General features: G+C 67.6%; 22 protein-coding genes. 12 read left to right on the top strand and 10 right to left on the bottom strand.

Annotation, left to right across the window (positions count from 1 at the left end):
* Positions 1-9: 9 nt before the first annotated feature.
* The 3 genes from LC066_RS15350 to LC066_RS15340 all read right to left on the bottom strand — a co-directional run bounded on the left by LC066_RS15350 (position 10) and on the right by LC066_RS15340 (position 3,282).
* Positions 10-477, bottom strand: coding sequence for a TRAP transporter small permease (locus LC066_RS15350; protein ID WP_224900757.1), 468 nt, complete (start codon positions 475-477; stop codon positions 10-12).
* 73 nt (positions 478-550) lie between these two features.
* Positions 551-1,687, bottom strand: coding sequence for a MaoC family dehydratase N-terminal domain-containing protein (locus LC066_RS15345; protein ID WP_224900754.1), 1,137 nt, complete (start codon positions 1,685-1,687; stop codon positions 551-553).
* 29 nt (positions 1,688-1,716) lie between these two features.
* Positions 1,717-3,282 (bottom strand): acyl-CoA synthetase, encoded by a 1,566-nt coding sequence (locus tag LC066_RS15340; RefSeq protein WP_222478401.1) that lies wholly within the window; start codon positions 3,280-3,282, stop codon positions 1,717-1,719.
* A gap of 149 nt (positions 3,283-3,431) precedes the next feature.
* On the opposite strand from LC066_RS15340, the gene LC066_RS15335 reads away from it, so the two are divergent.
* From LC066_RS15335 to LC066_RS15310, 6 genes are all read left to right on the top strand, one after another.
* On the top strand, positions 3,432-4,217 hold the full coding sequence (locus LC066_RS15335) for an IclR family transcriptional regulator (RefSeq protein WP_224900751.1): 786 nt from the start codon (positions 3,432-3,434) through the stop codon (positions 4,215-4,217).
* A 4-nt stretch (positions 4,218-4,221) separates the two neighbouring features.
* Positions 4,222-4,647, top strand: coding sequence for a PaaI family thioesterase (locus LC066_RS15330; protein WP_224900748.1), 426 nt, complete (start codon positions 4,222-4,224; stop codon positions 4,645-4,647).
* The gene (locus LC066_RS15325) at positions 4,644-5,864 is read left to right on the top strand and encodes a CaiB/BaiF CoA transferase family protein (RefSeq protein ID WP_224900745.1); all 1,221 of its coding nucleotides are present in this window, start codon (positions 4,644-4,646) and stop codon (positions 5,862-5,864) included. The genes LC066_RS15330 and LC066_RS15325 overlap by 4 nt, the downstream gene beginning before the upstream one ends.
* 237 nt (positions 5,865-6,101) lie before the next feature.
* Entirely contained in the window at positions 6,102-7,097 is a 996-nt protein-coding gene (locus tag LC066_RS15320; RefSeq protein ID WP_224900743.1) for a hypothetical protein, read from the top strand.
* Positions 7,098-7,270: 173 nt separating this feature from the next.
* Positions 7,271-9,997: a hypothetical protein gene (locus tag LC066_RS15315; RefSeq protein WP_224900740.1), complete on the top strand. Its 2,727-nt coding sequence runs from the start codon at positions 7,271-7,273 to the stop codon at positions 9,995-9,997.
* 194 nt (positions 9,998-10,191) lie between these two features.
* Entirely contained in the window at positions 10,192-12,069 is a 1,878-nt protein-coding gene (locus tag LC066_RS15310) for a monovalent cation:proton antiporter-2 (CPA2) family protein (RefSeq protein WP_224900737.1), read from the top strand.
* Between the two features lie 88 nt (positions 12,070-12,157).
* On the opposite strand, the gene cobT is transcribed toward LC066_RS15310, so the two are convergent.
* Positions 12,158-13,168 carry a nicotinate-nucleotide--dimethylbenzimidazole phosphoribosyltransferase gene (gene cobT / locus LC066_RS15305; RefSeq protein WP_224900734.1) on the bottom strand — a complete coding sequence of 337 codons (1,011 nt, stop codon included), beginning with the start codon at positions 13,166-13,168 and terminating at the stop codon, positions 12,158-12,160.
* Between the two features lie 67 nt (positions 13,169-13,235).
* Between cobT and cobS the strand changes: the two genes are divergently transcribed.
* Positions 13,236-13,973, top strand: coding sequence for an adenosylcobinamide-GDP ribazoletransferase (gene cobS / locus LC066_RS15300; protein WP_224900731.1), 738 nt, complete (start codon positions 13,236-13,238; stop codon positions 13,971-13,973).
* A gap of 73 nt (positions 13,974-14,046) precedes the next feature.
* On the opposite strand, the gene LC066_RS15295 is transcribed toward cobS, so the two are convergent.
* The 5 genes from LC066_RS15295 to LC066_RS15275 all read right to left on the bottom strand — a co-directional run bounded on the left by LC066_RS15295 (position 14,047) and on the right by LC066_RS15275 (position 19,085).
* The gene (locus LC066_RS15295; RefSeq protein ID WP_085887203.1) at positions 14,047-14,556 is read right to left on the bottom strand and encodes a CarD family transcriptional regulator; all 510 of its coding nucleotides are present in this window, start codon (positions 14,554-14,556) and stop codon (positions 14,047-14,049) included.
* Positions 14,557-14,821: 265 nt separating this feature from the next.
* Positions 14,822-15,160, bottom strand: a complete 339-nt coding sequence (fdxA, locus tag LC066_RS15290; protein WP_222478418.1) for a ferredoxin FdxA — start codon at positions 15,158-15,160, stop codon at positions 14,822-14,824.
* Positions 15,161-15,210: 50 nt separating this feature from the next.
* The gene (locus LC066_RS15285) at positions 15,211-15,576 is read right to left on the bottom strand and encodes an RNA-binding S4 domain-containing protein (RefSeq protein WP_224900726.1); all 366 of its coding nucleotides are present in this window, start codon (positions 15,574-15,576) and stop codon (positions 15,211-15,213) included.
* Positions 15,577-15,600: 24 nt separating this feature from the next.
* Positions 15,601-18,492 carry a helicase-related protein gene (locus LC066_RS15280; protein WP_224900721.1) on the bottom strand — a complete coding sequence of 964 codons (2,892 nt, stop codon included), beginning with the start codon at positions 18,490-18,492 and terminating at the stop codon, positions 15,601-15,603.
* Positions 18,493-18,521: 29 nt separating this feature from the next.
* Positions 18,522-19,085, bottom strand: coding sequence for a tetratricopeptide repeat protein (locus LC066_RS15275; RefSeq protein WP_085887207.1), 564 nt, complete (start codon positions 19,083-19,085; stop codon positions 18,522-18,524).
* A 71-nt stretch (positions 19,086-19,156) separates the two neighbouring features.
* On the opposite strand from LC066_RS15275, the gene LC066_RS15270 reads away from it, so the two are divergent.
* The 5 genes from LC066_RS15270 (at position 19,157) to LC066_RS15250 (ending at position 23,945) form a co-directional block, all read left to right on the top strand.
* A complete protein-coding gene (locus tag LC066_RS15270) occupies positions 19,157-19,453 on the top strand; it encodes an SCP2 sterol-binding domain-containing protein (RefSeq protein ID WP_085887208.1) in 297 nt (98 codons plus the stop codon).
* Positions 19,454-19,552: 99 nt separating this feature from the next.
* A complete protein-coding gene (locus LC066_RS15265; RefSeq protein WP_222478424.1) occupies positions 19,553-20,512 on the top strand; it encodes an alpha/beta fold hydrolase in 960 nt (319 codons plus the stop codon).
* Between the two features lie 91 nt (positions 20,513-20,603).
* A complete protein-coding gene (locus tag LC066_RS15260; protein ID WP_224900718.1) occupies positions 20,604-22,454 on the top strand; it encodes a M3 family oligoendopeptidase in 1,851 nt (616 codons plus the stop codon).
* 1 nt (position 22,455) lies between these two features.
* Complete coding sequence (locus tag LC066_RS15255) at positions 22,456-22,686, top strand: hypothetical protein (RefSeq protein ID WP_222478428.1); 231 nt, start codon at positions 22,456-22,458, stop codon at positions 22,684-22,686.
* Between the two features lie 71 nt (positions 22,687-22,757).
* Positions 22,758-23,945 (top strand): dipeptidase, encoded by a 1,188-nt coding sequence (locus LC066_RS15250; RefSeq protein ID WP_224900715.1) that lies wholly within the window; start codon positions 22,758-22,760, stop codon positions 23,943-23,945.
* 115 nt (positions 23,946-24,060) lie between these two features.
* On the opposite strand, the gene rpoH is transcribed toward LC066_RS15250, so the two are convergent.
* The gene (rpoH, locus tag LC066_RS15245; protein ID WP_224900712.1) at positions 24,061-24,957 is read right to left on the bottom strand and encodes an RNA polymerase sigma factor RpoH; all 897 of its coding nucleotides are present in this window, start codon (positions 24,955-24,957) and stop codon (positions 24,061-24,063) included.
* Positions 24,958-25,172: the final 215 nt, after the last annotated feature.

Here is a 25,172-nt window from a genome sequence, read left to right as displayed (position 1 = left end):
TTGCCGGGTTCACTCCGTCGACGCCTGTCCTCCCATGGCGTCATAGAGCAGCCGCAGGACCAGCACGCCGCAGCCCAGAGGCACGACGATGTAGGCCCACCCGAGCGGCCAATCGACCACCCCGAACTCCACGTCTCCCTGCGCGAAGGCATGAAGCGCGAACGCCCCGGACATGTAGGTGACGGCGGCGAAGAAGGCCGCCGGCAAGAGCAGGCGCAGATGCGCCACGACCTTGCCGAACCATCCGGGCAGGTGATCGGGAACGAAGTCGAGCGCCAGGTGTCCGCCGTCGCGGAAGACCCGCGACAGGGACAGACAGGCCAGCGCGGGCATCAGGTAGAGCTCGGTGAACTCGAACTGGAACTGCACCGGGTGGTTGAACACCACACGCAGCAGGATGTCCGCGTTGATCAGGGCGACGACGACGATCAGGCAGAGGCACCCGGCAAGATGCAGGATGTCCTCCAGTTTAGACAAGATGATACCGAAGACGTTCAACCTTACCTCCCAGTTGGTTGACGCGGACGGCGGCCCCGAAGGGCCGGCCCCCCTAGCGTTTCGGAAGCTCGACGATGGCCGAGCCGGCGGCGGACAGCTCTCCGTCCTGCTGTTCCGCCTGCTGGCGGATCTCCAGCAGGTAGCGGCCATCCTCCTCGAACTTGCGCACCACCGTACCGTGGATCAGGATGATGTCCCCTTCCGGGTTGTGCCGGCGCACCTGGCATTTCGCCTGGCGCAGGAAGCCGTCATCGCCCATCCAGTTGGTCACCTGATGCGTCAGCCAGGAGGTCCGCTCCGGCCCATAGTCATAGGCGCCGGGCGCGCCCACTTCGAGGGCAAACTCCTCCTCCCAGTGCACCCGCTCGGGGCAATCGGGGATGCCGAAGCGGTTCTTGATCCCCGCCGAGGGGTGTTTCTGCTGCAGCTGCCAGGCCAGCTTGTTGGCGCGGATGTAAAGACCGCCCCACCCTTGCGCATAGGCGATGAAGCCAGTCGCGGTCATCGGGCCCTTGACCATCGTGGGCAGTTCATCCCCCTCGACCACATCGTCCCAGTAGCGGGTTTCGGCGCCGCGGATCTCTTCCTGCTCGTAGTACTTGTAGTATTCCTGCAGTTCTTCCTCGGTCCAGACGCGGCGGCCCTTCTCCTTGGCCTCGGTGTACTTGGTGCCGTTCTCGCGCGCCGCGTCGCGGTCGGTGCGGAAGCACCAGCTGTCGGCCTCGGCCAGCATGTCGCCGGTCTTCGCGTCGAAGAAATCGACGTGATAGATCTGCTGCACGGCCTTCCCGGCAAAGCGGGTCTGATGCTCGACCAGGTCTTTCAGATAGGCCTCTGTGCGGAACTCGGTGTTGCGCATGATGGGCTTGTGCCAGGTCCAGTTGGCCCCCGACCACATGGCATGCACGCCCGGCAGACCACCGACGTAGCCCGAGATGATGCGGCTGGTGGCAAAAAGGAAACTGGGCAGCGCGATGACGTCGCCGTATTTCGTCGTCTTGGCGTATTCGGGATCACACCACAGCGGATTGTCGTCGCCGATGCCGTGGGCGTAGTGGCGAATGTTGTCGCGGGTCGCCTCATAGCACCAGGGCTCGACCGTGCGTTCGATCTTCACACCGATGCGCTTGCGAAGATCGTCGAGGCCCTCCTCCGTGATCTTCGGAAACTTCCGTGTCATGTCGTTCATTTTTCTCTCCTCCAAAGATGTGGCGTCGCTCAGTCGGCGGCGGCCAGTGTTTCTGCATTGCGGTCGCGCAGGATCTTCCGGTTCACCTTGCCGGCCGGGGTTTTCGGCAGCTCGGTGACAAAGGCGATCTGGCGGGGATATTCGTGGCGGGCGAGACGCGCCTGGACGTGCTGCTGGATGGCGCGGGTCATGGCGTCGCTGCCCTCCTGCCCGTCCTTCAGGATGATGAAGGCCTTCACCACCTGGCCGCGCAGGGCATCGGGGCTGCCGATGACGCCGCATTCGGCCACGGCGGGGTGGCTGAGGATCGCGTCCTCGACCTCGACCGCGCCGATGGTCCAGCCGGCGGAGATGATCACGTCATCGGCGCGGCCGCCGTGGTAGAAATAGCCGTCGGCGTCGACCCGGCCCAGGTCCTTGGTGGGGAACCACTTGCCCCCCTTCTTGACCATCAGCTCTCCGGTCTCGCCGGGATCGCAGCGGCTGCCGTCCTCGCGTTGCACCTCGACCTCGACGCCCGGCACGGCCTTGCCCATGGCGCCGTCGCGCACCTCCAGATCATCGGCGCCGGGGTAGTTGGCGATGATCACGCCGATCTCGGTGGTGCCGTACATCGACCGGACCTTGGTGCCGAAGATCCGTTCCACATAGGCCGCCGTCTCGCTGTCGATGGGCTCGCCGGTGAAGGACAGCTTGTCGAAGCAATAGGTGAAGGTTTCCGCCTCGCCCGAATTGCGCATCATCCGGTAATGCGTCGCCGCCGCCGTCAGGTTGGTGATCTTGAAATCCTGCAGGGCCTTCAACAGGCGCACCGCGTCGAACTTGCCCGAGAAGGTGCCGGTCGACACGCCCATGGCCAGCGGCGCCAAGGTGCCGTGCCAGAGGCCATGACCCCAGGCAGGCGAGGACGGGCAGAAGAAGCGATCGCCGGGCCGGATGCCCGTGGCGTAAAGCGCGGCCACCATCAGCGTGACGATGGACCGGTGGCTGTGACGCACCGCCGCCGGCAGGGCGCGCGTGGTGCCGGAGGTGTACTGCAGCACCGCCAGATCGTCGCCCGCCGTGTCCCAATCATAGGTCGCGGGCAGATGATCCAGGCTTTCCAGAAACTTGCGGTCGCAGGCGATGACGTTCTCGGCCCCGCCCTCGCGCGCCTCGGGGGCCTTTTCGGCATTGGTGAAGAAGACCCGCGGATTGCAGTCCCCCACCCGCAGGCGGATGCCGTCGGGGCCAAACAGGGTGAACATCGGCACCGCCACCGCGCCCGCCTTCATCGCACCGAAGAGCGCGCAGTAGAAGGGCAGCGAGGGCTCGATCATCACCGCCACGCGGTCGCCCTTGCCGATCCCCTGCTCTGTCAGGAAATGCGCGATCTGCGAGGACCGGCGGGCGATCTCGGCAAAGCTGATGACCTCGTCCCGACCATCGGCATGGGCGATGCGCAGGGCCACGGCGTCGCCTTCGACATGACGGTCGATGCACTCATGCGCGATGTTGAACCGCTCGCGGCTGCCGTCGAACAGCTCCCACAGCTTGTCCTTGGCGTAGTGCTTTTGCGCGTCCTCGTAGGACGTGAATTCCGTCAGCCGCGTCATCCGCAACCCCCTCCCTCTCGTGCCGGTGAACCGGACCCGACTTTCATCAGGCGGCTCGTTGACAAGCCTAGGGATCGAGGCGAATTATTGTCAATATGATTATATCATTGTATATAGGCAATGAAATGCAGGGAAATCAGGAGGCTGGCGTGACCACGGACGAGGCAAAGACGACCACCAAGCGGCAGGTGCCGGCGGTGACGCGGGCCGTTGCAATATTGAGGTTTCTGGCCCGTTCGCCAGAACCCGTGGGGGTGAATCCCATGGCGCGCGAGCTGGATCTGATCCCCTCCACCTGCCTGCACATCCTGCGGGTGTTGCAGGACGAGGGGCTGGTGGAATTCGATTCGCAGACCAAGCGCTACTCGATGGGAATCGGTATCCTGCCGCTGGCCCGGGCGGCGCTTCAGAAGAACTCCTTCTCGACGCTGGTGCAGCCGCGCCTGTCGCAGCTGTCGGAGGATTTCGGCGTGACCGGCATCGCCACGCAGCTGGCCGAACCGAACCAGATGGTTGTGGTGGCCCTGTCGCATTCCAACATGCCCTTCCGCTTGCAGGTAGACATGGGCAGCCGCTTCCCCACCCTGATCAGCGCCACCGGGCGCCTCTTCGCAGCCTTCGCCGAGCTGGACCGCGACCGCCTGCAGGAAAGGTTCGCGCGGCTGGTCTGGGATCACCCGCCCAGCTTCGAGGACTGGCTGGCGGAGGTCGAGGAGGCCCGCACGCGCGGCTTTGCCGTCGACGAGGGCAGCTATATCTCCGGCGTCACCGTCATCGCCGTGCCGGTCTTCGACGCGCGCGGCAAGATGATCCGCTCGCTGGTCGCCATCGGCATTTCCGAGCGGCTGGCCAAGGGCGACGTGCCGAAACTGGCGAAGGCGCTGATCGCCATCCGGGATGAGATCCAGGACAGCCAGGTCGTGATGGGGGCGTGACGCGATGACCGAGACGACACCCCCCGCAGGCTGGCGCCCGATGCGGATCGACGGGCTGATCGGCCTGATCGGCCCCCTGCTGCGCCCCGATCCGCGCGACGACACCCCGCGCTATGCGCTGCAGACCGACGCCCGCCACGCCAATGCCCTGGGCGTGATCCACGGCGGCACGCTGACCGCCCTACTGGATCAGGCCATCGCCCTGCTGGCCTGGGAAGCGGCGGAGCGGCAACCCACGGTCACAGTGCAGATGGACACCCGCTTTCTCGACGCGGCGCGCCCCGGCGATCTGCTGATCGCCCGCCCGCGCATCCGCCGCCAGACCCGGTCGCTGCTGTTCCTCGACGCCGAGTTGACCGTAGGCGACCGGCCCGTGGCCGATGCGACCGCCGTGATGAAGATCCACAGACAGACAGGAGCCGCCCGATGACCCAGGCCGACGACACGCCCCGCAAGGGCCCGCTTTCGGGGATCCAGGTGCTGGACTTCTCGCGCATCCTCTCGGGGCCTTACGCCAGCATGGTGCTGGCCGATCTGGGCGCCGATGTGATCAAGATCGAACCGTTGGGCCGGGGCGATGAAACCCGGGGCTTTCCGCCGCACCAGGGGCCGCTCAGCCACTATTACATCGCCCTGAACCGCAGCAAGAAAAGCGTCGCACTGGACCTGAAGTCGCCCGAAGGGTTGCAGATCGCCCGCCAGCTGGCGGCGCAAAGCGACATCCTGCTGGAGAACTTTCGCCCCGGGGTGATGGACCGGCTGGGGCTGGGCTACGACACGCTGAAGACGGAAAACCCGGGGCTGATCTACACCTCGATCTCGGGCTTTGGCGCCGACAGCCCGCTGGGCGAGAAGCCGGCCTTCGACATCGTGGCCCAGGCACTTTCGGGGGTGATGAGCGTGAACCGCGAACCCGGCCAGCCGCCCAACCGGCTGGGCCTTCCGCTGGGCGACATGGCGGGCAGCATCTTCTCTCTCTTCGGGCTGCTGGCGGCACTGCATGAACGCAATGTCACGGGCGAGGGCCAGCATGTGGAGGTCGCCATGCTGGACAGCCTGATCGCGATGCAGGGCTACCTGTCGCAGATCTATTTCCTGACCGGGCAGAGCCCCGAACCTGTTGGCACCCGCCACCCCAGCATCGTACCCTACGGCGCCTTCCCCACCTCCGACGGCCATGTGATCGTCGCCTGCCTGACCGAACGGTTCTGGCACAACTTCGCCCGCTGCCTCGGGCAGGAGGAGCTGATCGAGGACCCACGCTTTGCCGCCTATGAGGCGCGGCTGGCCAACCGCGACGCGCTGGAGCCGCTGATCGCCGCGCGCATGACGCAGGACGACACGGCCTATTGGCTGGACCGGCTGGCCGAGTTTGACGTGCCAAGCGCCCCGATCCTGTCGATCGGCGAGGCCCTGACCCAGCCCCACGTGGCCGCGCGCAGCATGCTGGACCAGGTCAGCCATCCGGTCGCGGGGGAGATGACGCTGGTGCGCAGTCCGATCCGCTTCGACGGCCAGGGCGCGGCCCCCGCCCGCGCGCCCAGCCTATTGGGCGAGCAGACCGAGGAGGTGCTGAGCGAGCGTCTGCGAATGAGCGCGGAGGAGATCGCCGCCCTGCGCGCCCTCGGGGTGCTGGCCGGGACCTGAACGGCTCACCTCCCCGCCCTCCGGACAGACTTCCCGCCCCGCGTCCAGCGCAAGCTGCGTGGGGCGACAATTCGGGCAGGCTTCCGCCGCGGCAGATCGCCCGTCGCCCGCGCGCCGTGCAGCCTGCGGCATTCCCCCGCGCAGGGTGCCACCGGGCCTTCCGACCCGCTGCCCCCCTGACTATAGTCCGGCCGAGATCCCCCACGGCCCCCGGGCCGTCCAGACAGAGCGGTAGGCATGACGCAGCAGGCACGGCCCTTCAACATCGTCATCGTCGGCCAGTCCGGCCGGCTGCAATACGAGGCCGTGCTCTTTGCCGCCTCGCTGCGGGCCCGCAGCCCGGGCTTCGCCGGACGCCTCTTCGTCGCGGAACCACAGCCAGGCCCCCTCTGGCCCGGCGATCCGCGCATCACCAACCCGCAGGTGCGCGAGGCACTGCACGCGCTCGGGGCCGAGATCCTGCCCTTCGAGAGCCGCCATTTCGGCGCCGATTACCCATACGGCAACAAGATCGAATGCCTGGCCGCCCTGCCGGCGGGCGACCCCTTCGTCTTCTTCGACAGCGACACCCTGGTGCTGGACGAGCTGACCGATGTGCCCTTCGACTTCGCCCGCCCCGCCGCCTCGCTGCGCTGCGAAGGCACCTGGCCGCAGATCGAGCTGTACGGGCCGGGCTACACCGAGACCTGGCGCAGTCTTTACGACAAGTTCGGGCTGGATTTCGAAAGCTCCCTCGACCCGGCCTGGCCGGAGGAGTTCTGGCGCCACTACCTCTATTTCAATGCCGGGTTCTTCTACCACGAAGACCCGCAGGCCTTCGGGCAACGCTTCCTCGACTACGCGCTGGCGATCCGCGACGACGCGCCAGAGGCGCTGGTCTGCCAGAGCCTCGATCCCTGGCTAGACCAGGTGGCCCTGCCGCTGGTCATCCATTCCTTCGGCGGCGGGCGCGACGCCCTGCCCGAGGGCTGGCTGGACGGAAAGACGACCTGCCACTACCGCCTCTTCCCGCTGCTCTATGCGCGCGAGGACGACCGGGTGGTCGAGGTGCTGGAGGAGGTCGCGGCGCCCAACAAGATCAAGAAGGTGCTGAAGCAGTACGAACCGATGAAGCGGATGATCTACCAGGGGCGGGGCGCCAAGGTGCGCGCGCTCTTCGAGGGTCAGCCGCTGCCCCGGAAGGAACAGGCCCTGCGCAATCGCCTGAAACGCGAGGGCTTCTGGATGCGCTAACCCTGGCCGGGCACGCCCTTAGGCTGCTGCGACGTTTTCCCGCCGACGCGCCGCGCCCCCCTTTGCCTGCGCCTCTCGCTGCGTTAATGTCCCCGTGAAAAATCGGGAGGTTACGCCTCCTTCTTATAGCAGCCGCCATTTTCGGCCCCGCCTGACGCAGATCCGTGGGACACATGCGACCGAATTTTGCCTTGAATATCCTGGCCGACGGGCTCCACCTGCTTCACCGCGCCTCGCCGGGCTGGGAGCGCGTCGGAGAGGTCTCCTTCGAGGAGGATCTGACCGCGGGCCTCGACCGGCTGCGCCGCCTGGGCGAGGCGCTGGATCCCGCGCCGATGCGCACCAAGCTGATCCTGCCCAACGAACAGATCCGCTACATGTCGGTCTTCACCGGCGCCACGACCGAAGACGACCGGCGCGCGCTGGTGATGTCGGAACTGGACGGCGCCACCCCCTATGCGCTGAAGGACCTGGCGATCTGCTGGTCGGTGTCAGGCACCACCACCCATATCGCCGCCGTGGCCCGCGAAACGCTGGAAGAGGCCGAGAGCTTCGCCGCCGAGAACGGGCTGAACCCGGTCAGCTTCGTCGCCATCCCGGGCGAGGCCAGCTACCTGGGCGAGCCCTTCTTCGGCCCGACCCGTCTGGCCGACAGCCTGCTGAAGGGCGAGACGCTGGAGCGCGACGCCGTGCAGGTCCACGAGATCGGCAAGGCAAGGCTACCGGATCTGCCCGCCGCAGCGCCGGAGGCGGTCACCCGCCCGGCTGACGCCCCGGCACAGGCGCCGGGCCCGCAAGGTACCGCGCCGACATCGCCCGCCCCTCAGCCCCCCGCGCCGAGGGCGACCCCCGACACGGCCAGCGATGCCCCGGCAAAGCCCGACATACCTGCACGCAAAATCCCGAAGACGCCTGATACCGCCAGCGACGCGCCGACGAAACCAGCCAAGCGCCCCGCAGCGCCGGGCCCCTCCGCGGCGTCCGCCGCTCCCGACGAGACGGCAGGCGATGACGGGCCTCCCCCGACCTTCCGCGCCCGCCGAGACCTTTTTGACCACCCCGAAGCCCTTCCAAAGGCACGTCCCACCCCCCGTCCGACACCCGCGAAGCCGGCCCCGGCAGGCACTGCCGACAAGGGCAGGGACGCCAGCAGCGCGCCCGCAGGCGGTTTCGTCTCGATCCGCGCGGACAGGGGCGATACACCACCGCCCCCTCCCGCCAGGGGCAAGGCCCGCTCGACCAAGGGGCCTACAACGCCGAAAGAGTCTCCGGCGGCAGAACCTGCGGCCTACGCCGTGGCCAAGGCATCCGCACAGACACCGCCCGCCGCAGCTAAGAAGAAGACCGCCCCGGTCGCACGCCCTGCTCCGACGGAGGCGCCTGCCGCCCCACGCGCCACGCGCAAAGCCCCGGACGCAGAGCAACAGCGCGCGCAAGAGGCAGAGCAGCTGACCGTCTTCGGTGCCCGCCCCTCGCAACAGGACGTGCCCCCGAAGGAGGGGCGCCGCCTGCACCGGCTGGCCTTGGCCGCCGCCGGGGTGGCCGTGGTCGCCTTGGGCGCCTGGGCCTTCCTTGGGGGAGGTGAGGAAGCCGCCGTCCCGCAGGCCACGACCAGCGAGATCGCCGAGGCCGAAACGCCTCAGGCACAGCCCCCGCAGGACGATACCACGGCGGACGAAAGCCAGCAGGCCGCCCTAGTCCCGGACCCTGAGGCCGCTGCCGAACCAACCCCGTCCCCGGAGGTTACGGTCGAAGAGGTCCCCCCGGCAGAGCAGGCGCCCGCAGAGCCCGAGGAGAGCCGGGAGGCCGCCGCCCCCGCCCCGCCCGAGACGCCGATGAACATCCGCCCGGCGCCGGCCACCCCGGCCGAAGCGGCCGCGCGCTATGCCGCCACAGGCATCTGGCAGCGCGCGCCCCAGGCCCCGGTCTCTCCCGTTGCCACGCCCCTGGGCGAGATCGAGGTGGCCGCCATGGCCCCCGCCGACCGGGTCGAAGGGGTGACGGGCCTGGCCGACACCAACCAGTCCAGCCCGCTGGTCAGCTTCAGCAGCCCGCCGAACCCGCCGCTGCCCTCGCAACGCTTCGACCTCGACGCACGCGGCTTGGTCGCCGGCACCGAGGACGGCGCCCGGACGCCCGAGGGGCACCTGGTCTTTGCCGGCCCGCCGCCGGTGGTGCCGCCCAGCCGGCCCGAGGCCACACGGGTCCCCGGCGACAGCGCCGCCGACCTGCTGCCCGCCGCCCTGACCCCGCCCGCGACGGAGGCCCCGGAGGACACCGCGCCCCAGGCCACGGAAGACAGCGAGACAGCGATCGCCACCGAGCCCGCGGAAGAGATCGCGGCGGACACCGTGGAGGAGATCGTCACCGCGCCGGAGGATCAGCTGCGCCCGCGTCTGCGCCCGGAGGGCCTGGCGCCCGAATCCGAAGCAGACCCCGAGGCGGAGGCGGAAACCACCGACGGCGCGGCGGAAGACGGCTCCGAGGAGACCCAGCCGGAGCTGGAAGACACCGGCACCGACCTGGCCACCGACCTGGCCCTGCGTCCCCGCCCCCGTCCCGACGGGTTCGAGGCGCTGGTCGCGGCCGCGCAGGCGGCGGCGGTTGCTCCGCCCACCGTCAGCATCCCCAGCCCCACGGTCAGCCCCTCCGCGCCCAGTCAGCCCTCGGTCGCGCGACAGGCCACGGTCGAGAACGCGATCAACCTGAACAACGTCAACCTGATCGGCGTCACCGGCAGCCCGTCGGAGCGCACCGCCCTGGTGCGCCTGCCCGACGGGCGTATCCGCAGCGTTCAGGTCGGCGACCGGCTGGACGGCGGTCGCGTGGCGGCCATTGGCGACACGGCCCTGCGCTACGTAAAGGGCAATCGCAACCTGCTGCTGGAAATGCCCGACTGATCCACCGCCCGCGATCTGCGCAGCGCCCCGCCCGGACCTCCTGGACCGGGGACGCGCACAAGGCTCGCGCGCCGCATGGCTGTTGCCCCTGGGCCGGGTCGCTCTCTATCATTGGCCCGGGTGTCGCCCCGACGCCTGCAGCGCCCTGCCCGTGACCGGTGCCCTGTGCCCGCCGGCCCCCTCAAGGAGATGACATGGAAGGCTTTCTCTACCAGGCCACGATCTACCTCTGCGCCGCGGTGATCGCCGTGCCCCTGTCGGCCCGCCTCGGGCTGGGGTCCGTGCTGGGCTACCTGGCCGCCGGCATCGTGATCGGCCCGGTGTTCCACCTGATCGGCCACGACACCCACGACCTGCAGCATTTCGCGGAATTCGGTGTGGTGATGATGCTGTTCCTGATCGGCCTGGAACTGGAGCCGCGGGCGCTGTGGGACATGCGGCACAAGTTGCTGGGACTGGGCGGGCTGCAGGTGGTGCTGACCATGCTGGCGGTGATGGCCGCCGGCATCGCCTTCGGGCTGGAGTGGCAGCCGGCGCTGGCCGTGGGCATGATCCTGGCGCTTTCATCGACGGCCATCGTGCTGCAGACCCTGTCGGAAAAGGGGCTGATGCAGACCCAGGGCGGGCGATCCACCTTTGCCGTTCTACTGACCCAGGATATCGCCGTGATCCCTATGATCGCGGCCCTGCCCCTGCTGGCGGTGCCGACACTGATGCAGCTGTCGCCCGACGGATCGATCACCGTCGGCGGCGCCGAGGAGGCCGCGCATGACGGCATGTCCCTGGTCGAGGGGCTGCCGGGCTGGGGTGTCACCCTTGTCACCCTGGGCGCCGTGGTCGCCGTCATCCTGATCGGCATCTACCTGATCCGCCCCGTCTTCCGCTTCATCCATGCCGCGCACCTGCCGGAGATGTACACCGCGCTTTCCCTGGCCATCGTCATCGGCATCGCCTTCCTGATGAACCTGGTCGGGCTGTCGCCCGCGCTCGGCACCTTCCTGGCCGGCGTGGTCCTGGCCAACAGCGAATTTCGGCATGAGCTGGAAAGCGACATCCAGCCCTTCAAGGGCCTTCTGCTGGGGCTCTTCTTCATCACGGTGGGGGCGGGCATCAACTTCGACACCTTCCTCGATGCGCCGCTGAAGATCTTCGGCATCGCCGTCGGGGTCATGGCACTGAAATGGGTGATCCTGCTGGTCCTCGGCCTGCTGTTCAAGCTGCGCAAGCGCAACCTGATGCTGTTCACCCTGGGCCTGGCGCAGGCGGGCGAGTTCGGCTTCGTGCTGATCTCCTTCTCGCGCCAGGTGAACGTCCTGCCCGGCACCCTGTCTGAACAGCTGCTGCTGTCGATCACCCTGACGATGCTGCTGACGCCGCTGTTCTTCATCGCCTACGACCTGCTGTCGCGGCGGATGCACGACGATGGGGGCAACGAGGAGCCCGACGAGATCGCGGAGGACGGGCCGGTCATCATCGCGGGCATCGGCCGCTTCGGCCAGATCGTGAACCGGATGGTGCAAAGCTCCGGCTGCAAGACGATCGTGCTGGACAACTCCATGGCGACGATCGAGCTGATGCGGCGCTTCGGCTTCAAGGGCTATTTCGGCGATCCGACCCGGCCCGACATCCTGCATGCGGCGGGCCTCGACAAGGCGCGGGTGCTGGTGGCAGCGATGGACGACAACAATGCGGTGACGCAGCTGGTGGCCTATGCGCGCGCACAGCGGCCCGACCTGCACATCATCGCCCGCGCCTATGATCGCACCCATGTGTACCAGCTGTATCGCGCGGGCGCCGACGACATCGTGCGCGAAACCTTCGACAGCTCCCTGCGGGCCGGGCGCTACGTGCTGGAAAACATCGGGCTGAGCGATTTCGAGGCGGCAGAGGCCGAGAAGATCTTCTTCCACCATGACCGCGACGCGATCCGCGAACTGGCCGAGCTGTGGGATCCGAATATTCCCACGGGCCAGAACGAAGCCTATATCGCCCGATCGCGCGAACTGGCCAAGGGGCTGGAAGCGGCGCTGCTGTCGCAGCTGTCGGACGAGGAGGAGGACGAGCGGGGCTGACCCTTCGCCCGTCCCTAGTCCATCCCTTTTGTCGCCCCGCCGGTCGATGCCTCCGGCGGGGATATTCCGGCAAGGAGAAGAGCTGGGGTCAGTCCTCCGACACGCCGGCCTCGGCGAAGGTCGCCATGCCGGAATGGCAGGCCACAGCCGCCTTCAGGATGTTGATCGCCAGCGCCGCGCCCGATCCCTCGCCCAGGCGCAGACCCAGGTCCAGCAGCGGCGCCTTGCCGAGCTTTTCCAACAAGGCGCGATGCGCGCCCTCGGCACTGACATGGCCGGCGACACAGTGGTCCAGCGCCTCTGGCGCCTCTGCCGCCAGGCAGGCCGCGGCGGCGCAACAGATGAACCCGTCAAGGATCACCGGGATGCGCAGGGCTCGCGCCCGTGCGATGGCCCCGGCCATGGCCGCCACTTCGCGCCCGCCAAGGCAGCGCAGCGCCTCCAGCCCGGCCTTCGGCGCATGCAGCGCCACGGCGCGGGCCACCACCTCGGCCTTGTGAGCCACGCCCTCGGGGTCCAGCCCGGTGCCGCGCCCGGCCCAGTCCGCCGCCGCCCCACCATGGAGCGCATGGGCCAGGGCTGCGGCGGAGGTCGTGTTGCCGATGCCCATCTCGCCGGTCACCAGCAGATCCGCCTGCGGGTCGACGGCCTGCCAGCCCGCGTTCAGCGCCGCCAGCAGTTCCGCCTCGCTCATCGCAGGCGCCGTGCTGAAGTCCGCCGTGGGCCTGTCCAGGTCCAGCGCCACGATCTTCATCTGCGCGCCTGCGACCTGAGACAGCTGGTTCACCGCTGCACCGCCGGCCTCGAAATTCGCCACCATCTGCGCCGTCACCTCCGCCGGGAAGGCGGAAATGCCCTGGGCCGTGACCCCGTGGTTGCCGGCGAAGATCACCACCTGCGGCGCCTCCAGCCGGGGCCGCGCGTCCCCGCGCCAGCCCGCGTACCAGATCGCCAGGTCCTCCAGCCGGCCAAGCGCGCCCGGCGGCTTCGTCAGCATGCCGTTGCGCGCCATCGCCGCGTCGCGCGCCTGCGGGTCGGCCAGCGGGGCGGCGGCCAGGGCCGCGCGGAAGGCGTCGAGGGAGGGAAGACTGTCAGTCATGTCGGATCCGTTGTATGTCGCCACTACCTCCTGTCTATTCCCTGCGCCTGCCGGAGCAACCGCGAAGATGGACCTGACCCGCCCCTGGACCGACCTTCTGTCCGCGCTCGGCCTGCTGAGCCGCCTGCCCCTGCCCGCCCACGAAGGGCGTGGCGCCCCTGCCGCCTGGGCCTATCCGCTGGCCGGCGCGGTGCTGGGTGGGCTTGCAGCGCTGGCGGGGCTGCTGGCGCTGGCCCTGTCGCTGCCGTCGCAACTGGCCGCGCTGATCTGTCTCGGCACCTCGGTCGTGGTGACCGGCGCGCTGCACGAAGACGGTCTGGCGGATGTGGCCGACGGGGTCTGGGGCGGTTTTGATCGCGCCCGACGGCTTGAGATCATGAAGGACAGCCGCATCGGCGCCTATGGGGTCATCGCGCTGGTGCTGTCACTGCTGGCGCGGTGGAGCGCGCTGTCACTGCTGTTTGCCGCCCCCGACGCCGCCTGGGCGGTGATCGCCGCCGCCGCCCTGTCCCGCGCCGCGATGCCCGCGCTGATGGCCGCCCTGCCCCATGCCCGCGACACTGGCCTGTCGCGGGCGGTCGGGCGCTGTTCAACGCCCGTGGCCGCTCTGGCAGCTTTCATCGGGGCTGTCCTGGCGCTGGTCCTGCTGGGCTGGATCGCCCTGCCCGCCCTGCTGGCCGCGGCGCTGGTGACATTGGCGCTGGCACGGATTGCCAATGCGAAGCTCGGCGGCCAGACCGGAGACATCCTGGGCGCGGCGCAGCAGCTGGCGGAAATCGCGGTGCTGTTGGTGCTGATCGCCTGAGACCACGAAAAAGGGCCGCCCCGACGGGACGACCCTTGGATCATTCGCATTGGCCCGGCTCAGACCGTCCACATCAGGCGGCGCGGCTCACCAGAACCTCATCCACCTGCTTGGCGGCGGCCACTTCGTCACCACCCGAGACGGCGGCCACTTCGCGGGTCAGGCGTTCCAGCGCCGCTTCGTACAGCTGACGTTCGGAATAGGACTGTTCCCGCTGGTCGTCGCTGCGGTGCAGGTCGCGCACCACTTCGGCGATGGCGATCAGGTCACCCGAGTTGATTTTCTGTTCGTATTCCTGGGCGCGACGCGACCACATGGCGCGCTTCACCTTGGCCTTGCCCTTCAGGGTCTTCATCGCCTGGCTGACCACATCGGGGGTCGACAGCGACCGCATGCCGATCTCGGTCGCCTTGTGCGTAGGCACACGCAGGGTCATCTTGTCCTTCTCGAAGGAGATGACGAAGAGTTCCAGCTGGATACCGGCGATCTCCTGGCTCTCGATGGAGACGATCTGCCCCACACCATGAGCCGGGTAGACAACGTAGTCATTCGGGCTGAACTCGGGTTTCTTGGTCTTGGTCATAGAGCATCTTCCTCACCTGCCCGTCCATCAGAGGGCACGAAAACGTCCGGCGCCGGCCTGCGGCACCAAACGTGCATTTCCAACTCTTCAGATCTCGGATTCACGGTCAGCAGCGCCCGGAATCCCGGATGGGGCAGTATCTGTCATGTGTAGAGACAGTGTATAGCACAGAATCACCGCGAATCAAAGCGGCGCCTCATTCCTGTGCAAAACCGGCCAGACCCGGCGCGATGGCCGGGGTGACGCCGGTCGGTTTTCGCCTGGCTCAGCCGCCCTCGCCCGGCGCTTCGGAGAAGTACTTCTCCATCTTGCCCTCTTCGCCGTCGCGGTCGTCCGCCTCGGGCATCGGGTCCTTCTTCGAGATGATGACCGGCCAGAGTTCCGAATACTTGCGGTTGAACTCGACCCACTTGTCCATGTCCGGCTCGGTATCGGGGCGGATCGCGTCGGCGGGGCACTCGGGCTCGCAGACGCCGCAGTCGATACATTCGTCGGGATGGATCACCAGGGTGTTCTCGCCCTCGTAGAAACAATCCACCGGACAGACTTCGACGCAGTCGGTGTACTTGCAGGCGATACAGTTTTCGGTGACGACGTAGGTCATGGCTTACTCTCGAAGTGCGGTCAGAGGTTTAGCTAATCCAGTGTCCGGGATCATTCAAGCGGTCCACGGCGATCAAGATCGAGTTTCCTGCGGTCACGCTTCGTCGGGCGAGAATTGCCTTCGATCCGGGCAATCGGCGGAACGGGTTTCCGCTCCTGCTCTTCGGGTGGGGACAGGTCTTCGTAAAGGGCCTGCGCCTCGGGCGCCGGGCCGCGCCGGGTGCCAAGCGCCACGATCTTCACCACGCGGATCAGACGGCCCTGGGGGAAGGTCAGAACGTCGCCCGGGCCGACAGCGGCCGAGGCCTTGGCGGCCCGGTTGCCGTTGACACGCAGATGCCCCCCGGTGACGCAGCCTGCGGCTAGGCTGCGGCTCTTGAAGAACCGCGCCTGCCACAGCCATTTGTCCACGCGCATGCGGGGGGCAGCAGGTTCCAAGGATCAATCCTTGGTCTTCAGGCCCATGAGCGCCGCAGCGAAGGGGTTGTCCGGATCGATCCGGTCCTTCTTCTTCGGCGGGGCGGATTCGAAGGTCTTGGCCTTCTGACCGCCCTTGCCCTCGGGCTTGCGTCCCTTGCCGGGCTTGCCGCCCTTGCCACGATCACCGCGCGGGCCGCCCTTGCCCTGACGCTCACCCTGCGGACGATCGCCACGGGGACGACCACGCTGGCCGTCACGGTTCTGGCGCGCGGCCCGACCGGCCCAGGTGAAGGTGAAGAAGACCTCCACCTCGGGCGTGCCATCCTCGCCCAGCACCGGCACCATCTCAGCGGCGGGTGCCTCGACGGGGGCCTCGGCGCTGGTCTCGGCCGATGCCTCGGCCGGTGCTTCTGCCGGAGCTTCTCCCTCGGCGGTGGGCTCTGCCGGGGTCTCCGTGCTGTCGGCGGCAGGCGTTTCAGCGGGCGTGTCGCCGGCCTCCGCGGCAGTCGCCTCGGCCGCCGGGGCCTCGGCGGGCTTCATCTTGGTCCGCTCGCCCTTCTCGGCCTTGTAGCCCAGGCCCTGCATCAGGTCGGCGAACTGTTCCAGCGTCATGCCGGTGATCGACAGCATGTCGGCCTTGGCCTCGAACCCGCCACGGCTGTCTTCGCCACGCAGCATGTCGGCCAGGCGTTCCAGCATGTCGATGCGGATGGCGCGTTCGCCGGCGGCGCGATAGCCGGCCATGGCGAAATAGCCCTGCGGCAGGCCGTTGTCGGCCGGCACGGTCACCAGGCCCGGCGGCGGCGCCTCGGGGAACTCCTGCAGGTCCTTGGACAGCGACCACAGCACCAGGCGCAGGCGCGTCGGCGCGGGCTTCAGCAGCGCCGGCATGAAGATGGTGTACTGACCGAAGCGGATGCCGTGCTTGCGCAGCGCGCCGCGGGCCTCCTGGTCCAGCTGCTTCACCTCGTCGGCCACTTCACCGCGCGGGATGATCCCGAGGTTCTCGACCATGCGGAAGCCGAAGCCACGGGCCAGGCCCGTCAGGGTCTCGTCGCGCTGCAGGTTCATCAGCGGCTCGAACAGGGCCGCGACCTTGCGGTCGATGAAATGCTGCAGACGGCGTTGCACCTTCTGCGCGACGTCCGGGCCGGCTTCCTCGTCGACGAAGGCCACGACCTGCGGCTTCATGGGCTCGGGTCCCGCGGCCAGCTTGCCCACGGCCTGCTCGCCCCACATCAGCCCACCTTGCTCGGTGAAGTCGATCTCGGTGTCCGGCGCGTTGTAGAAACGATCCGCACGCAGGTTGAAATGGGGGATCAGCGCCTGGAGGCTGGCCTGGCGAATGGTCTTCGCCTCCTGCCCCTCGGCCTCCTTGTCAGCGCGGAAGCGGAAACCTTCCAGCCGTCCCACGAATTCGCCTTCGACGGTCACTTCGCCGGTATCACTCACTTCGGCCAAGAGGGCCTCCTTCTGCTTGAGCCGGCGCATCAATACGCTGGTGCGCCGGTCCACAAATCTCTGGGTCAGGCGCGCGTGGAGCGCGTCCGACAAGCGGTCTTCTACAGCGCGAGTCTCCCCGCGCCAATGACTTTCGTCGTTCACCCAGCCATTGCGCTGCGCGACGTAGGTCCACGTGCGGATGAAAGACAACCGTTTGGACAGCGCGTCGATGTCGCCATCGGTCTTGTCGATGCGACGGATCTGGCCGGCCAGCCAGTCGTCGGGCACCCGCCCCTTCTCATGCAGGAAGCCGAAGATGCGGGTCAGCAGGCCGGCATGTTCATTGTGGCTGATTCCCCGGAAGTCGGGGATCCGGCAGACGTCCCACAGCAGACGCACCGAGGCGGTGTCGGACGCGCGCGCACGGACCTCGGCATCGCTCGACATGCTCTTCAGCGCGATCTGGTCGTCGGCCTCCCGGGCGCGCAGCAGACGTTCGTCCTTGGGCGCCACCTCCAGCGAGGCGATCAGCGGCTCGATCCCGGCAAAGTTCATCTGCGGATTGCGCCACTGCAACTTGCGCACCGGGGCAAAGCGGTGCTCCATGATCGCCTCGGCCAGCTCGGGCGGCAGCGGCCCGGCCTCGCCCGTCACCCCGAAGGTGCCATCGGCCATGCCACGCCCGGCCCGGCCCGCGATCTGGCCCATCTCATGCGGGAACAGCTCCCGCATCCGGCGGCCGTCGAACTTCGTCGTGGCGGAGAAGGCCACGTGTTTCACGTCGAGGTTCAGGCCCATGCCGATGGCGTCCGTTGCCACCAGGTAATCCACGTCGCCGTTCTGGTAGAGCTCCACCTGGGCATTGCGGGTGCGCGGGCTCAGCGCCCCCATGACGACCGCTGCGCCGCCCTTCTGCCGGCGGATAAGCTCCGCCATGGCATAGATATTATCGACCGAGAAGCCCACCACGGCAGACCGCGACGGCAGGCGAGATATCTTCCGGTCGCCGGCATAGGTCAGCTGCGACATGCGTTCGCGCCGGATGAACTGCGCCTCAGGCAGCAGGTCGGCGATGACGCCACGCATGGAATGCGAGCCCAGGAACATCGTCTCGGTCAGACCCCGCGCGCGCAGCAGCCGGTCGGTGAAGACGTGGCCGCGCTCGGGATCGGCACAGAGCTGGATCTCGTCCACGGCAAGGAAGTCGCAGCCCATGCCCTCGGGCATCGCCTCGACCGTGCAGACCCAGTATTTCGTGCGCGGCGGCACGATGCGTTCCTCGCCGGTAACCAGCGCCACGACCGACGGGCCCCGTGCAGCGACGATCCGGTCGTAGACCTCCCGCGCCAGCAGGCGCAGCGGCAGGCCGATGATGCCTGTCCGATGCCCCAGCATCCGTTCGATGGCGTAATGGGTCTTGCCGGTATTCGTCGGCCCGAGGACCGCGGTGATCCTGCCCTTCTGGGACATGCCCTGCCCTCGCTTTCGTTCTTACGGGGTCAGGTATCGCTGCCAGATACGAGAGGTGCAAGCCGATCACGTCCGGCCTGGGCCTGTTCATGTGCGGGGTAGACCGACAGCACGGCGCGGTAACCGTCGTAGGCCGCGTCGATCCGGCCCGTCTGTTCCATCAGCGCGGCCAGTCCGAAGGCGGCCTGGAAATGCTGCGGGTTCAGCGCCAGCGCCTGCATCAGGTCAGATTGCGCCTGGCCGAATTCCTCCAGCTGGTAGAAGGCTGACGCCCGGATATGCCAGCCTTCGGCGAAATCGGGCGCATGGTCGATCAGCGCCGACAGATGGCCGATGGCCGCCTGCGGATCACCGCCCTGCAGCGCGTCGCGCCCCTTGCGCAGCAGCAGATCCATCGAGGAGGAGCCGGAGCGCGACCATATCAGCTCCAGCTCGCGCTCGATCTGTTTCGCCTCGGCCGGTTCCGCCTGCCCCAGACCGTCCAGCAGCCGCGTGACCGAATCGTCGGCCCGTCCTACAGTCGGGACTGTGAGGAATAACGCTGCGGCACTCGCCGTCAGAACGAATTTGAGATGTCGATTGAAAGCGCGCATGACGCTTATAAGTGTAACGCGAGGAGAGGGCTTTGATAGCCCCGATCATGTAAAATTGAAGGAAGCGCGACATGAGCGAAGTGATTACCACGGCGGTGGCAGCACTGAACGAGAAGCTGGCCGGGGAAACCATTGATTTCACGGCCAAGTTCGTGATCGAGGGCGAGGGCGAGATTTTCGTCGATGACAAGGGCGCCCGTGCCGCCGAAGAGGGCGACGAAGCCGACGTCACCATGACCGCCGAAGCCGACACCTTCCAGGACATGCTGTCGGGTGACCTCAACCCCACCTCCGCCTTCATGACCGGCAAGCTGAGCGTCGATGGCGACATGGGCACGGCGATGAAGCTGGGCTCGCTGCTGGCCTGATCTGCAGGGGGCGACCGGGCGCCCGTCGCCCGGCTGCCCCGTCCTGGCCCGCTGCCGCCCTCCGGACGGCGCCCTACGACGGAAGATACGGTGACCCCCATGACCGACGCCACCACAGCGCCCCTGTTCGACGAGGTGGCCGATGGCCCCGAGGGCGGCATCGCCCGCTGGATCACCACCTCCGACGGGGTTCGCCTGCGCGTGGTCCATTGGCCGATGGAGGGCGCCAAGGGCACCGTGCTGCTGTTCACCGGCCGCACGGAATATGCCGAGAAATACGGCCGGGCCGCCGTCGACTTCGCCGCCCGCGGCTATGCCACCGTCACGCTGGACTGGCGTGGCCAGGGGCTGGCCGACCGGGTATCGGGGGACCCCGCGCTTGGCCACGTGGCGGAATTTTCCGACTACCAGAAGGACGTCGCGGCCCTGATGGAGGCGCTGCCGGGTCTCGGCGTCGAGGGGCCGCTGTTCTTGCTGGCCCATTCCATGGGCGGCGCCATCGGGCTGCGCGCCCTGCACGACGGCCTGCCGGTGGCCGCCGCCGCCTTCTCCGCGCCCATGTGGGGCATCGGCATGCCCGGCCTGCTGCGCCCGATCGCCTGGCTGCTGACCGGCACGTCGCACCTTCTGGGAATGGTGGAGGCGATCACCCCCGGCACCAAGTCGGAAACCTACGTTCTGTATGAGCCCTTCGAGCAGAACAAGCTGACCCACGACCGCGAGATGTACGATCACATGCGTCGCCAGGCGCAGGCGCATCCCGCGCTGATGATCGGCGGGCCGACGATGAAATGGCTGAACGAGGCCCTGCGCGAAACCCGCCGGCTGGCCCGCATGCCCTCTCCCGCCGTGCCTTGCCTGACCTTCCTGGGCAGCGACGAGGCCATCGTCGACACCGCCCGGATCCGCGCCCGCATGGCCGCCTGGCCAAACGGACGGCTGCAGATGATCGAGGGCGGGCACCACGAGGTGATGATGGAAGGCCCGGCCATTCGCGCGCAGGTCTTCGATGCCTGCGCCGCCCATTTCGACGCCCATCTGCCCGCCCCCACGTCCTGAGGCGCGCGTCCGCGCGCCCCGCATCCCGGCGGCCTTGTCCTGCTGGCCCCGGCGGCATATGTCGAAGGTCCGGAACCAAACTGGAGGATCCATGCGCCCGCTCCCCTTTGCCGCCCCGTTTCACGCCCCCCTGCCCCCGCGCGACGCCAACGCCAGCGCCGGTGACGAGGCGGCCCCCTTCGGCAACCTGCCGGAATGGGACCTGAGCGACCTCTACGCTTCCCCCGATGCGCCCGAGCTGAAGCGCGACCTGGACTGGCTGGAAGACGCCTGCGCCCGCTTCGCCGAGGATTTCGAGGGCAAACTGGCCGAGCTGGACGCCGAAGGGTTCCTCGACTGCGTGCTGCGCAACGAACGCATCCAGGCGGTGTCGGGGCGCATCATGTCCTACGCCGGCCTGCGCTATTATCAGCTGACCACCGCGGGCGACCGGGTGAAGTTCATGTCCGACATGCAGGACAAGCTGACCAATTTCACCACGCCGCTTGTCTTCTTCACGCTGGAGATCAACCGCCTGCCGGACGATCACCTGAACGGTCTTTTCGATGAAAACGCCGAGCTGGCCCGCTACAAGCCGATCTTCGACCGCATCCGCGCGATGAAGCCCTACCAGCTGTCCGACGAGCTGGAGAAATTCCTGCACGACCTGGGCGTCGTGGGCGATGCCTGGGAGAAGCTCTTCGATGAGACCATCGCCGGGCTGACCTTCATCATCGACGGCGAGGAACTGGGCATCGAGGGCACGCTGACCCTGCTGACCGATCACGACCGGTCCAAGCGCGAGGCCGCGGCCCGCGAACTGGCCGCCGTGCTGGGCGAGAACATCCGCACCTTTTCGCGCGTGCACAACACGACCGCCAAGGAGAAGGAGGTCATCGACCGCTGGCGCGGCATGCCCAACCCGCAGACCGGCCGCCACCTGTCGAACCACGTCGAACCCGAGGTGGTCGAGGCGCTGCGCAATGCCGTCGTCGATGCCTACCCCCGCCTGTCGCACCGTTATTACGAGCTGAAGCGGAAGTGGCTGGGCCTCGACCGAATGCAGGTCTGGGACCGCAACGCGCCCCTGCCCACCGAGGAACCCAAGCTGGTCAACTGGGACGAGGCGCAGAAGACGGTGATGGAGGCCTACGCAGGCTTCTCCCCCCGCATGGCCGAGATCGCCGAGCCCTTCTTCGACAAGGGCTGGATCGACGCGGGCGTGAAGCCCGGCAAGGCCCCCGGTGCCTTTGCCCATCCCACCGTGACCGACGTGCACCCCTACGTGATGCTGAACTATCTCGGCAAACCGCGCGACGTGATGACCCTGGCGCATGAGCTGGGCCATGGCGTCCACCAGGTGCTGGCCGCCGGCCAGGGCGAGATGCTGTCCTCCACGCCGCTGACCTTGGCCGAAACGGCCTCTGTCTTCGGCGAGATGCTGACCTTCCGCGCCATGCTCTCCAAGGCCGAAACCAAGGAGCAGAAGAAGACCCTTCTGGCCGGCAAGGTCGAGGACATGATCAACACGGTCGTGCGCCAGATCGCCTTCTACGACTTCGAGTGCAAGCTGCACGAGGCCCGTCGCCACGGTGAGCTGACGCCCGAGGACATCAACGCGCTGTGGATGTCGGTTCAGGCCGAAAGCCTCGGCCCGGCGTTCGACTTCATGGAAGGGTATGAGACCTATTGGGCCTATGTCCCCCACTTCGTCCACTCCCCCTTCTACGTCTACGCCTATGCCTTCGGCGACGGGCTGGTGAACGCCCTCTACGCCGTCTACGAAGAGGCGCCCGAGGGCTTCCAGGAGAAATACTTCGAGATGCTGAAGGCCGGCGGGTCGAAGCACCACAAGGAACTTCTGGCGCCCTTCGGCCTCGATGCCTCGGACCCGGCCTTCTGGGACAAGGGCCTCTCGATGATCGAAGGCTTCATCGACGAGCTGGAGGCGATGGAGGACTGAGATGTCCCCCATGCCAACCCGGCGTGAACGTTTCAAACGCTGGTCGCGGCGGGCGCTGGTCCGCATCCGCCGCACCCTTCCCCCCGGCACCCGCCTGCCCGTCGGCCTGTTGCTGATGCTGGGCGGGATCCTGGGCTTCCTTCCCATCGTCGGCTTCTGGATGCTGCCTCTCGGCGTGGCCGTCGCGGCGCTGGACGTGGGCCCGCTGATCCGCCGTCTGCGCGGGCGCTAAAGCTACTTGCCGTCGCGTCCTGCTAGGCGCTGCGTCCGCCCCCTCCTAGGCTGCGCGCGAGGGAGGACATCATGAAATTCATCCGCAATACCATTCTGGGCCTCGTGGTCCTGGCCGCCATCGCCCTGGCGGTGATACTGATCTACGTGCCCGGCTACGTCGAGCAAAGCCGCAACCCCGTGGCGGACCACCCCGCCTACCCGGTCTCGGACGCGGCGCAGGCGCTGCACGACGACCTTCTGATCGGCGACTGGCATGCCGACAGCCTGCTGTGGAAACGCGACCTGACGGAACGCGGCAACCGCGGCCAGGTCGATTTCCCCCGCATGCGCGAGGGCAATGCCGCGATCCAGGTCTTCACCACCGTCACCAAGAGCCCCAAGGGGCAGAACTACGAGGAAAACTCGGCCGATGCGGCGGACAACATCACGCTGCTCTCCATGGTTTCCCTCTGGCCGCCGCGCACCTGGGACGACCTGACGGAACGGGCCCTTTACCAGGCCGAGAAGCTCGACGGCTTCATCCGCCACGACGGCGACGTGACCCTGATCCGCAGCGTGGCCGACCTGGACGCGGTGCTGGCGGCGCGTGCCGAGGGGCAGCCGCACCTGGGCGCCCTGCTGGGCATCGAAGGCGCGCATGCGCTGGAGGGGGATCTCGCCAATCTCGACCGGCTGGAGGCAGCCGGGTTCCGCGTGATCGGGTTGCACCATTTCTTCGACAACGCGCTCGGCGGCTCGCTGCATGGCCATTCCGAGGCCGGGCTGAACGACTTCGGCCGCGCGGTGGTCGACCAGGTGGTGGCGCGCGGGATGGTGCTGGACCTCGCCCATTCCTCGCTACAGGTCGTCGAGGAGGTGCTGGCGATGACCGAAATTCCGCTGGTGGTCAGCCATGGCGGCTTCGCGGGCTACTGCGACGTGAAACGCAACATTCCGGTGGACCTGATGCGCCGCGTGGCCGACAGCGGCGGCGTGGTCGGCATGGGCTACTGGGCCGATGTGACCTGCGGCGACGCCAGCCCCGCCAACGTGGCCGAGATGATCGCCGCTGCCGTCGCTGAACTGGGCGAGGACGCAGTGTCGCTGGGCTCAGACTTCGACGGGTCGGTCGCCACGGCCTTCGATATTTCGGAACTGCCCGCGCTGACCCAGGCCCTGATGGACACGGGCCTGAGCGAGGCCCAGATCGGCAAGGTCATGGGCGGGAACATGGAACGTGTGCTGCGCGCCCGCCTGCCCGCCCAGAGCCAGAACTAGCGCCACCGCCAGGTCACAAAGGCAGAAGGCCGCCCCGAAGGGCGGCCTTTTCCGTGAGTGGGCGGGTCCGGGGGGATCGGACCATGGGGGAACAGGGACGAGGATCCGGCGCGGATCAGGCCTCGGCCATCATTCCCTTCTCTTCCGCCAGCTCGCGCATGCGCGTTTGCAGCTTTTCGAAGGCGCGCACCTCGATCTGGCGGATCCGTTCGCGGCTGACGTCGTACTTGGCCGACAGGTCTTCCAGTGTCACCGTCTCTTCCGACAGGCGGCGCTGCGTCAGGATGTCCTTCTCGCGGTCGTTCAGCACATCCATCGCCTCGGCCAGCATGGCCCGACGGGCGGTCAGCTCGTCCCGCTCCTCGTAATCGGTGGCCTGGTCGGCATCTTCGTCTTCCAGCCAGTCCTGCCACTGCATGGTGCTGTCGGCATCGGCGCCCACGGTGGCGTTCAGCGAGGCGTCCGAGCCCGCCATCCGGCGGTTCATCGAGGTCACCTCGTCCTCGGTCACGCCCAGGTCGGTCGCGATCTGCTTCACGTGTTCTGGCCGCAGGTCACCGTCCTCCAGCGCGCCGATGCGCGCCTTGGCCTTGCGCAGGTTGAAGAACAGCTTCTTCTGCGCGCTGGTAGTGCCCAGCTTCACCAGGGACCACGACCGCAGGATGTATTCCTGGATCGAGGCGCGGATCCACCACATGGCATAGGTCGCCAGGCGGAAGCCCTTTTCGGGGTCAAAGCGTTTCACGGCCTGCATCAGGCCCACGTTCGCCTCTGAAATCACCTCGGCCTGGGGCAGGCCGTAGCCGCGATAGCCCATGGCGATCTTGGCGGCCAGGCGCAGGTGGGACGTGACCATCTTGTGCGCGGCGGCCGTGTCCTCCTGCTCCACCCAGCGTTTGGCGAGCATGTATTCTTCCTCAGGCTCCAGCATCGGGAACTTGCGGATTTCCTGCATGTAGCGGTTCAGACCGCCTTCCGGCGTCGGCGCCGGCAGATTGGCATAGTTACTCAAGTCTCTGTCCTTCCCAAATTTCCCGCACGGCCCATGTAAATGCTGTTAACATACACATGGGCACATGGGGCCGCGGGTTCAAGCATTTGTCATGCAAACCCAAACGGGAGGTAAACGTTCCAAGGCCCCGGTCACCTTCCGTTGAGGATGGCTGGGACCCGCTGTTGCAATGAGATTACCGTCGCGCGCCGGAGTCGCACAAGACAAACCGACCT

Origin of the sequence: Pseudooceanicola marinus (assembly GCF_020177265.1) — a bacterium.
GTDB lineage: Bacteria > Pseudomonadota > Alphaproteobacteria > Rhodobacterales > Rhodobacteraceae > Pseudooceanicola > Pseudooceanicola marinus_A.
Note: the sequence above shows the minus strand (reverse complement) of the source record. Positions and strands in the feature narration are given on the sequence as shown.

Bases quoted from the DNA above. Each gene is read 5' to 3' on its own strand.
- LC066_RS15345 (WP_224900754.1), bottom strand. From the start codon at position 1,687: ATGAACGACATGACACGGAAGTTTCCGAAGATCACGGAGGAGGGCCTC.
- LC066_RS15340 (WP_222478401.1), bottom strand. From the start codon at position 3,282: ATGACGCGGCTGACGGAATTCACGTCCTACGAGGACGCGCAAAAGCAC.
- LC066_RS15330 (WP_224900748.1), top strand. From the start codon at position 4,222: ATGACCGAGACGACACCCCCCGCAGGCTGGCGCCCGATGCGGATCGAC.
- LC066_RS15325 (WP_224900745.1), top strand. From the start codon at position 4,644: ATGACCCAGGCCGACGACACGCCCCGCAAGGGCCCGCTTTCGGGGATC.
- LC066_RS15320 (WP_224900743.1), top strand. From the start codon at position 6,102: ATGACGCAGCAGGCACGGCCCTTCAACATCGTCATCGTCGGCCAGTCC.
- LC066_RS15315 (WP_224900740.1), top strand. From the start codon at position 7,271: ATGCGACCGAATTTTGCCTTGAATATCCTGGCCGACGGGCTCCACCTG.
- LC066_RS15310 (WP_224900737.1), top strand. From the start codon at position 10,192: ATGGAAGGCTTTCTCTACCAGGCCACGATCTACCTCTGCGCCGCGGTG.
- cobT (WP_224900734.1), bottom strand. From the start codon at position 13,168: ATGACTGACAGTCTTCCCTCCCTCGACGCCTTCCGCGCGGCCCTGGCC.
- cobS (WP_224900731.1), top strand. From the start codon at position 13,236: ATGGACCTGACCCGCCCCTGGACCGACCTTCTGTCCGCGCTCGGCCTG.
- LC066_RS15295 (WP_085887203.1), bottom strand. From the start codon at position 14,556: ATGACCAAGACCAAGAAACCCGAGTTCAGCCCGAATGACTACGTTGTC.
- fdxA (WP_222478418.1), bottom strand. From the start codon at position 15,160: ATGACCTACGTCGTCACCGAAAACTGTATCGCCTGCAAGTACACCGAC.
- LC066_RS15285 (WP_224900726.1), bottom strand. From the start codon at position 15,576: ATGCGCGTGGACAAATGGCTGTGGCAGGCGCGGTTCTTCAAGAGCCGC.
- LC066_RS15280 (WP_224900721.1), bottom strand. From the start codon at position 18,492: ATGTCCCAGAAGGGCAGGATCACCGCGGTCCTCGGGCCGACGAATACC.
- LC066_RS15275 (WP_085887207.1), bottom strand. From the start codon at position 19,085: ATGCGCGCTTTCAATCGACATCTCAAATTCGTTCTGACGGCGAGTGCC.
- LC066_RS15270 (WP_085887208.1), top strand. From the start codon at position 19,157: ATGAGCGAAGTGATTACCACGGCGGTGGCAGCACTGAACGAGAAGCTG.
- LC066_RS15265 (WP_222478424.1), top strand. From the start codon at position 19,553: ATGACCGACGCCACCACAGCGCCCCTGTTCGACGAGGTGGCCGATGGC.
- LC066_RS15260 (WP_224900718.1), top strand. From the start codon at position 20,604: ATGCGCCCGCTCCCCTTTGCCGCCCCGTTTCACGCCCCCCTGCCCCCG.
- LC066_RS15255 (WP_222478428.1), top strand. From the start codon at position 22,456: ATGTCCCCCATGCCAACCCGGCGTGAACGTTTCAAACGCTGGTCGCGG.
- LC066_RS15250 (WP_224900715.1), top strand. From the start codon at position 22,758: ATGAAATTCATCCGCAATACCATTCTGGGCCTCGTGGTCCTGGCCGCC.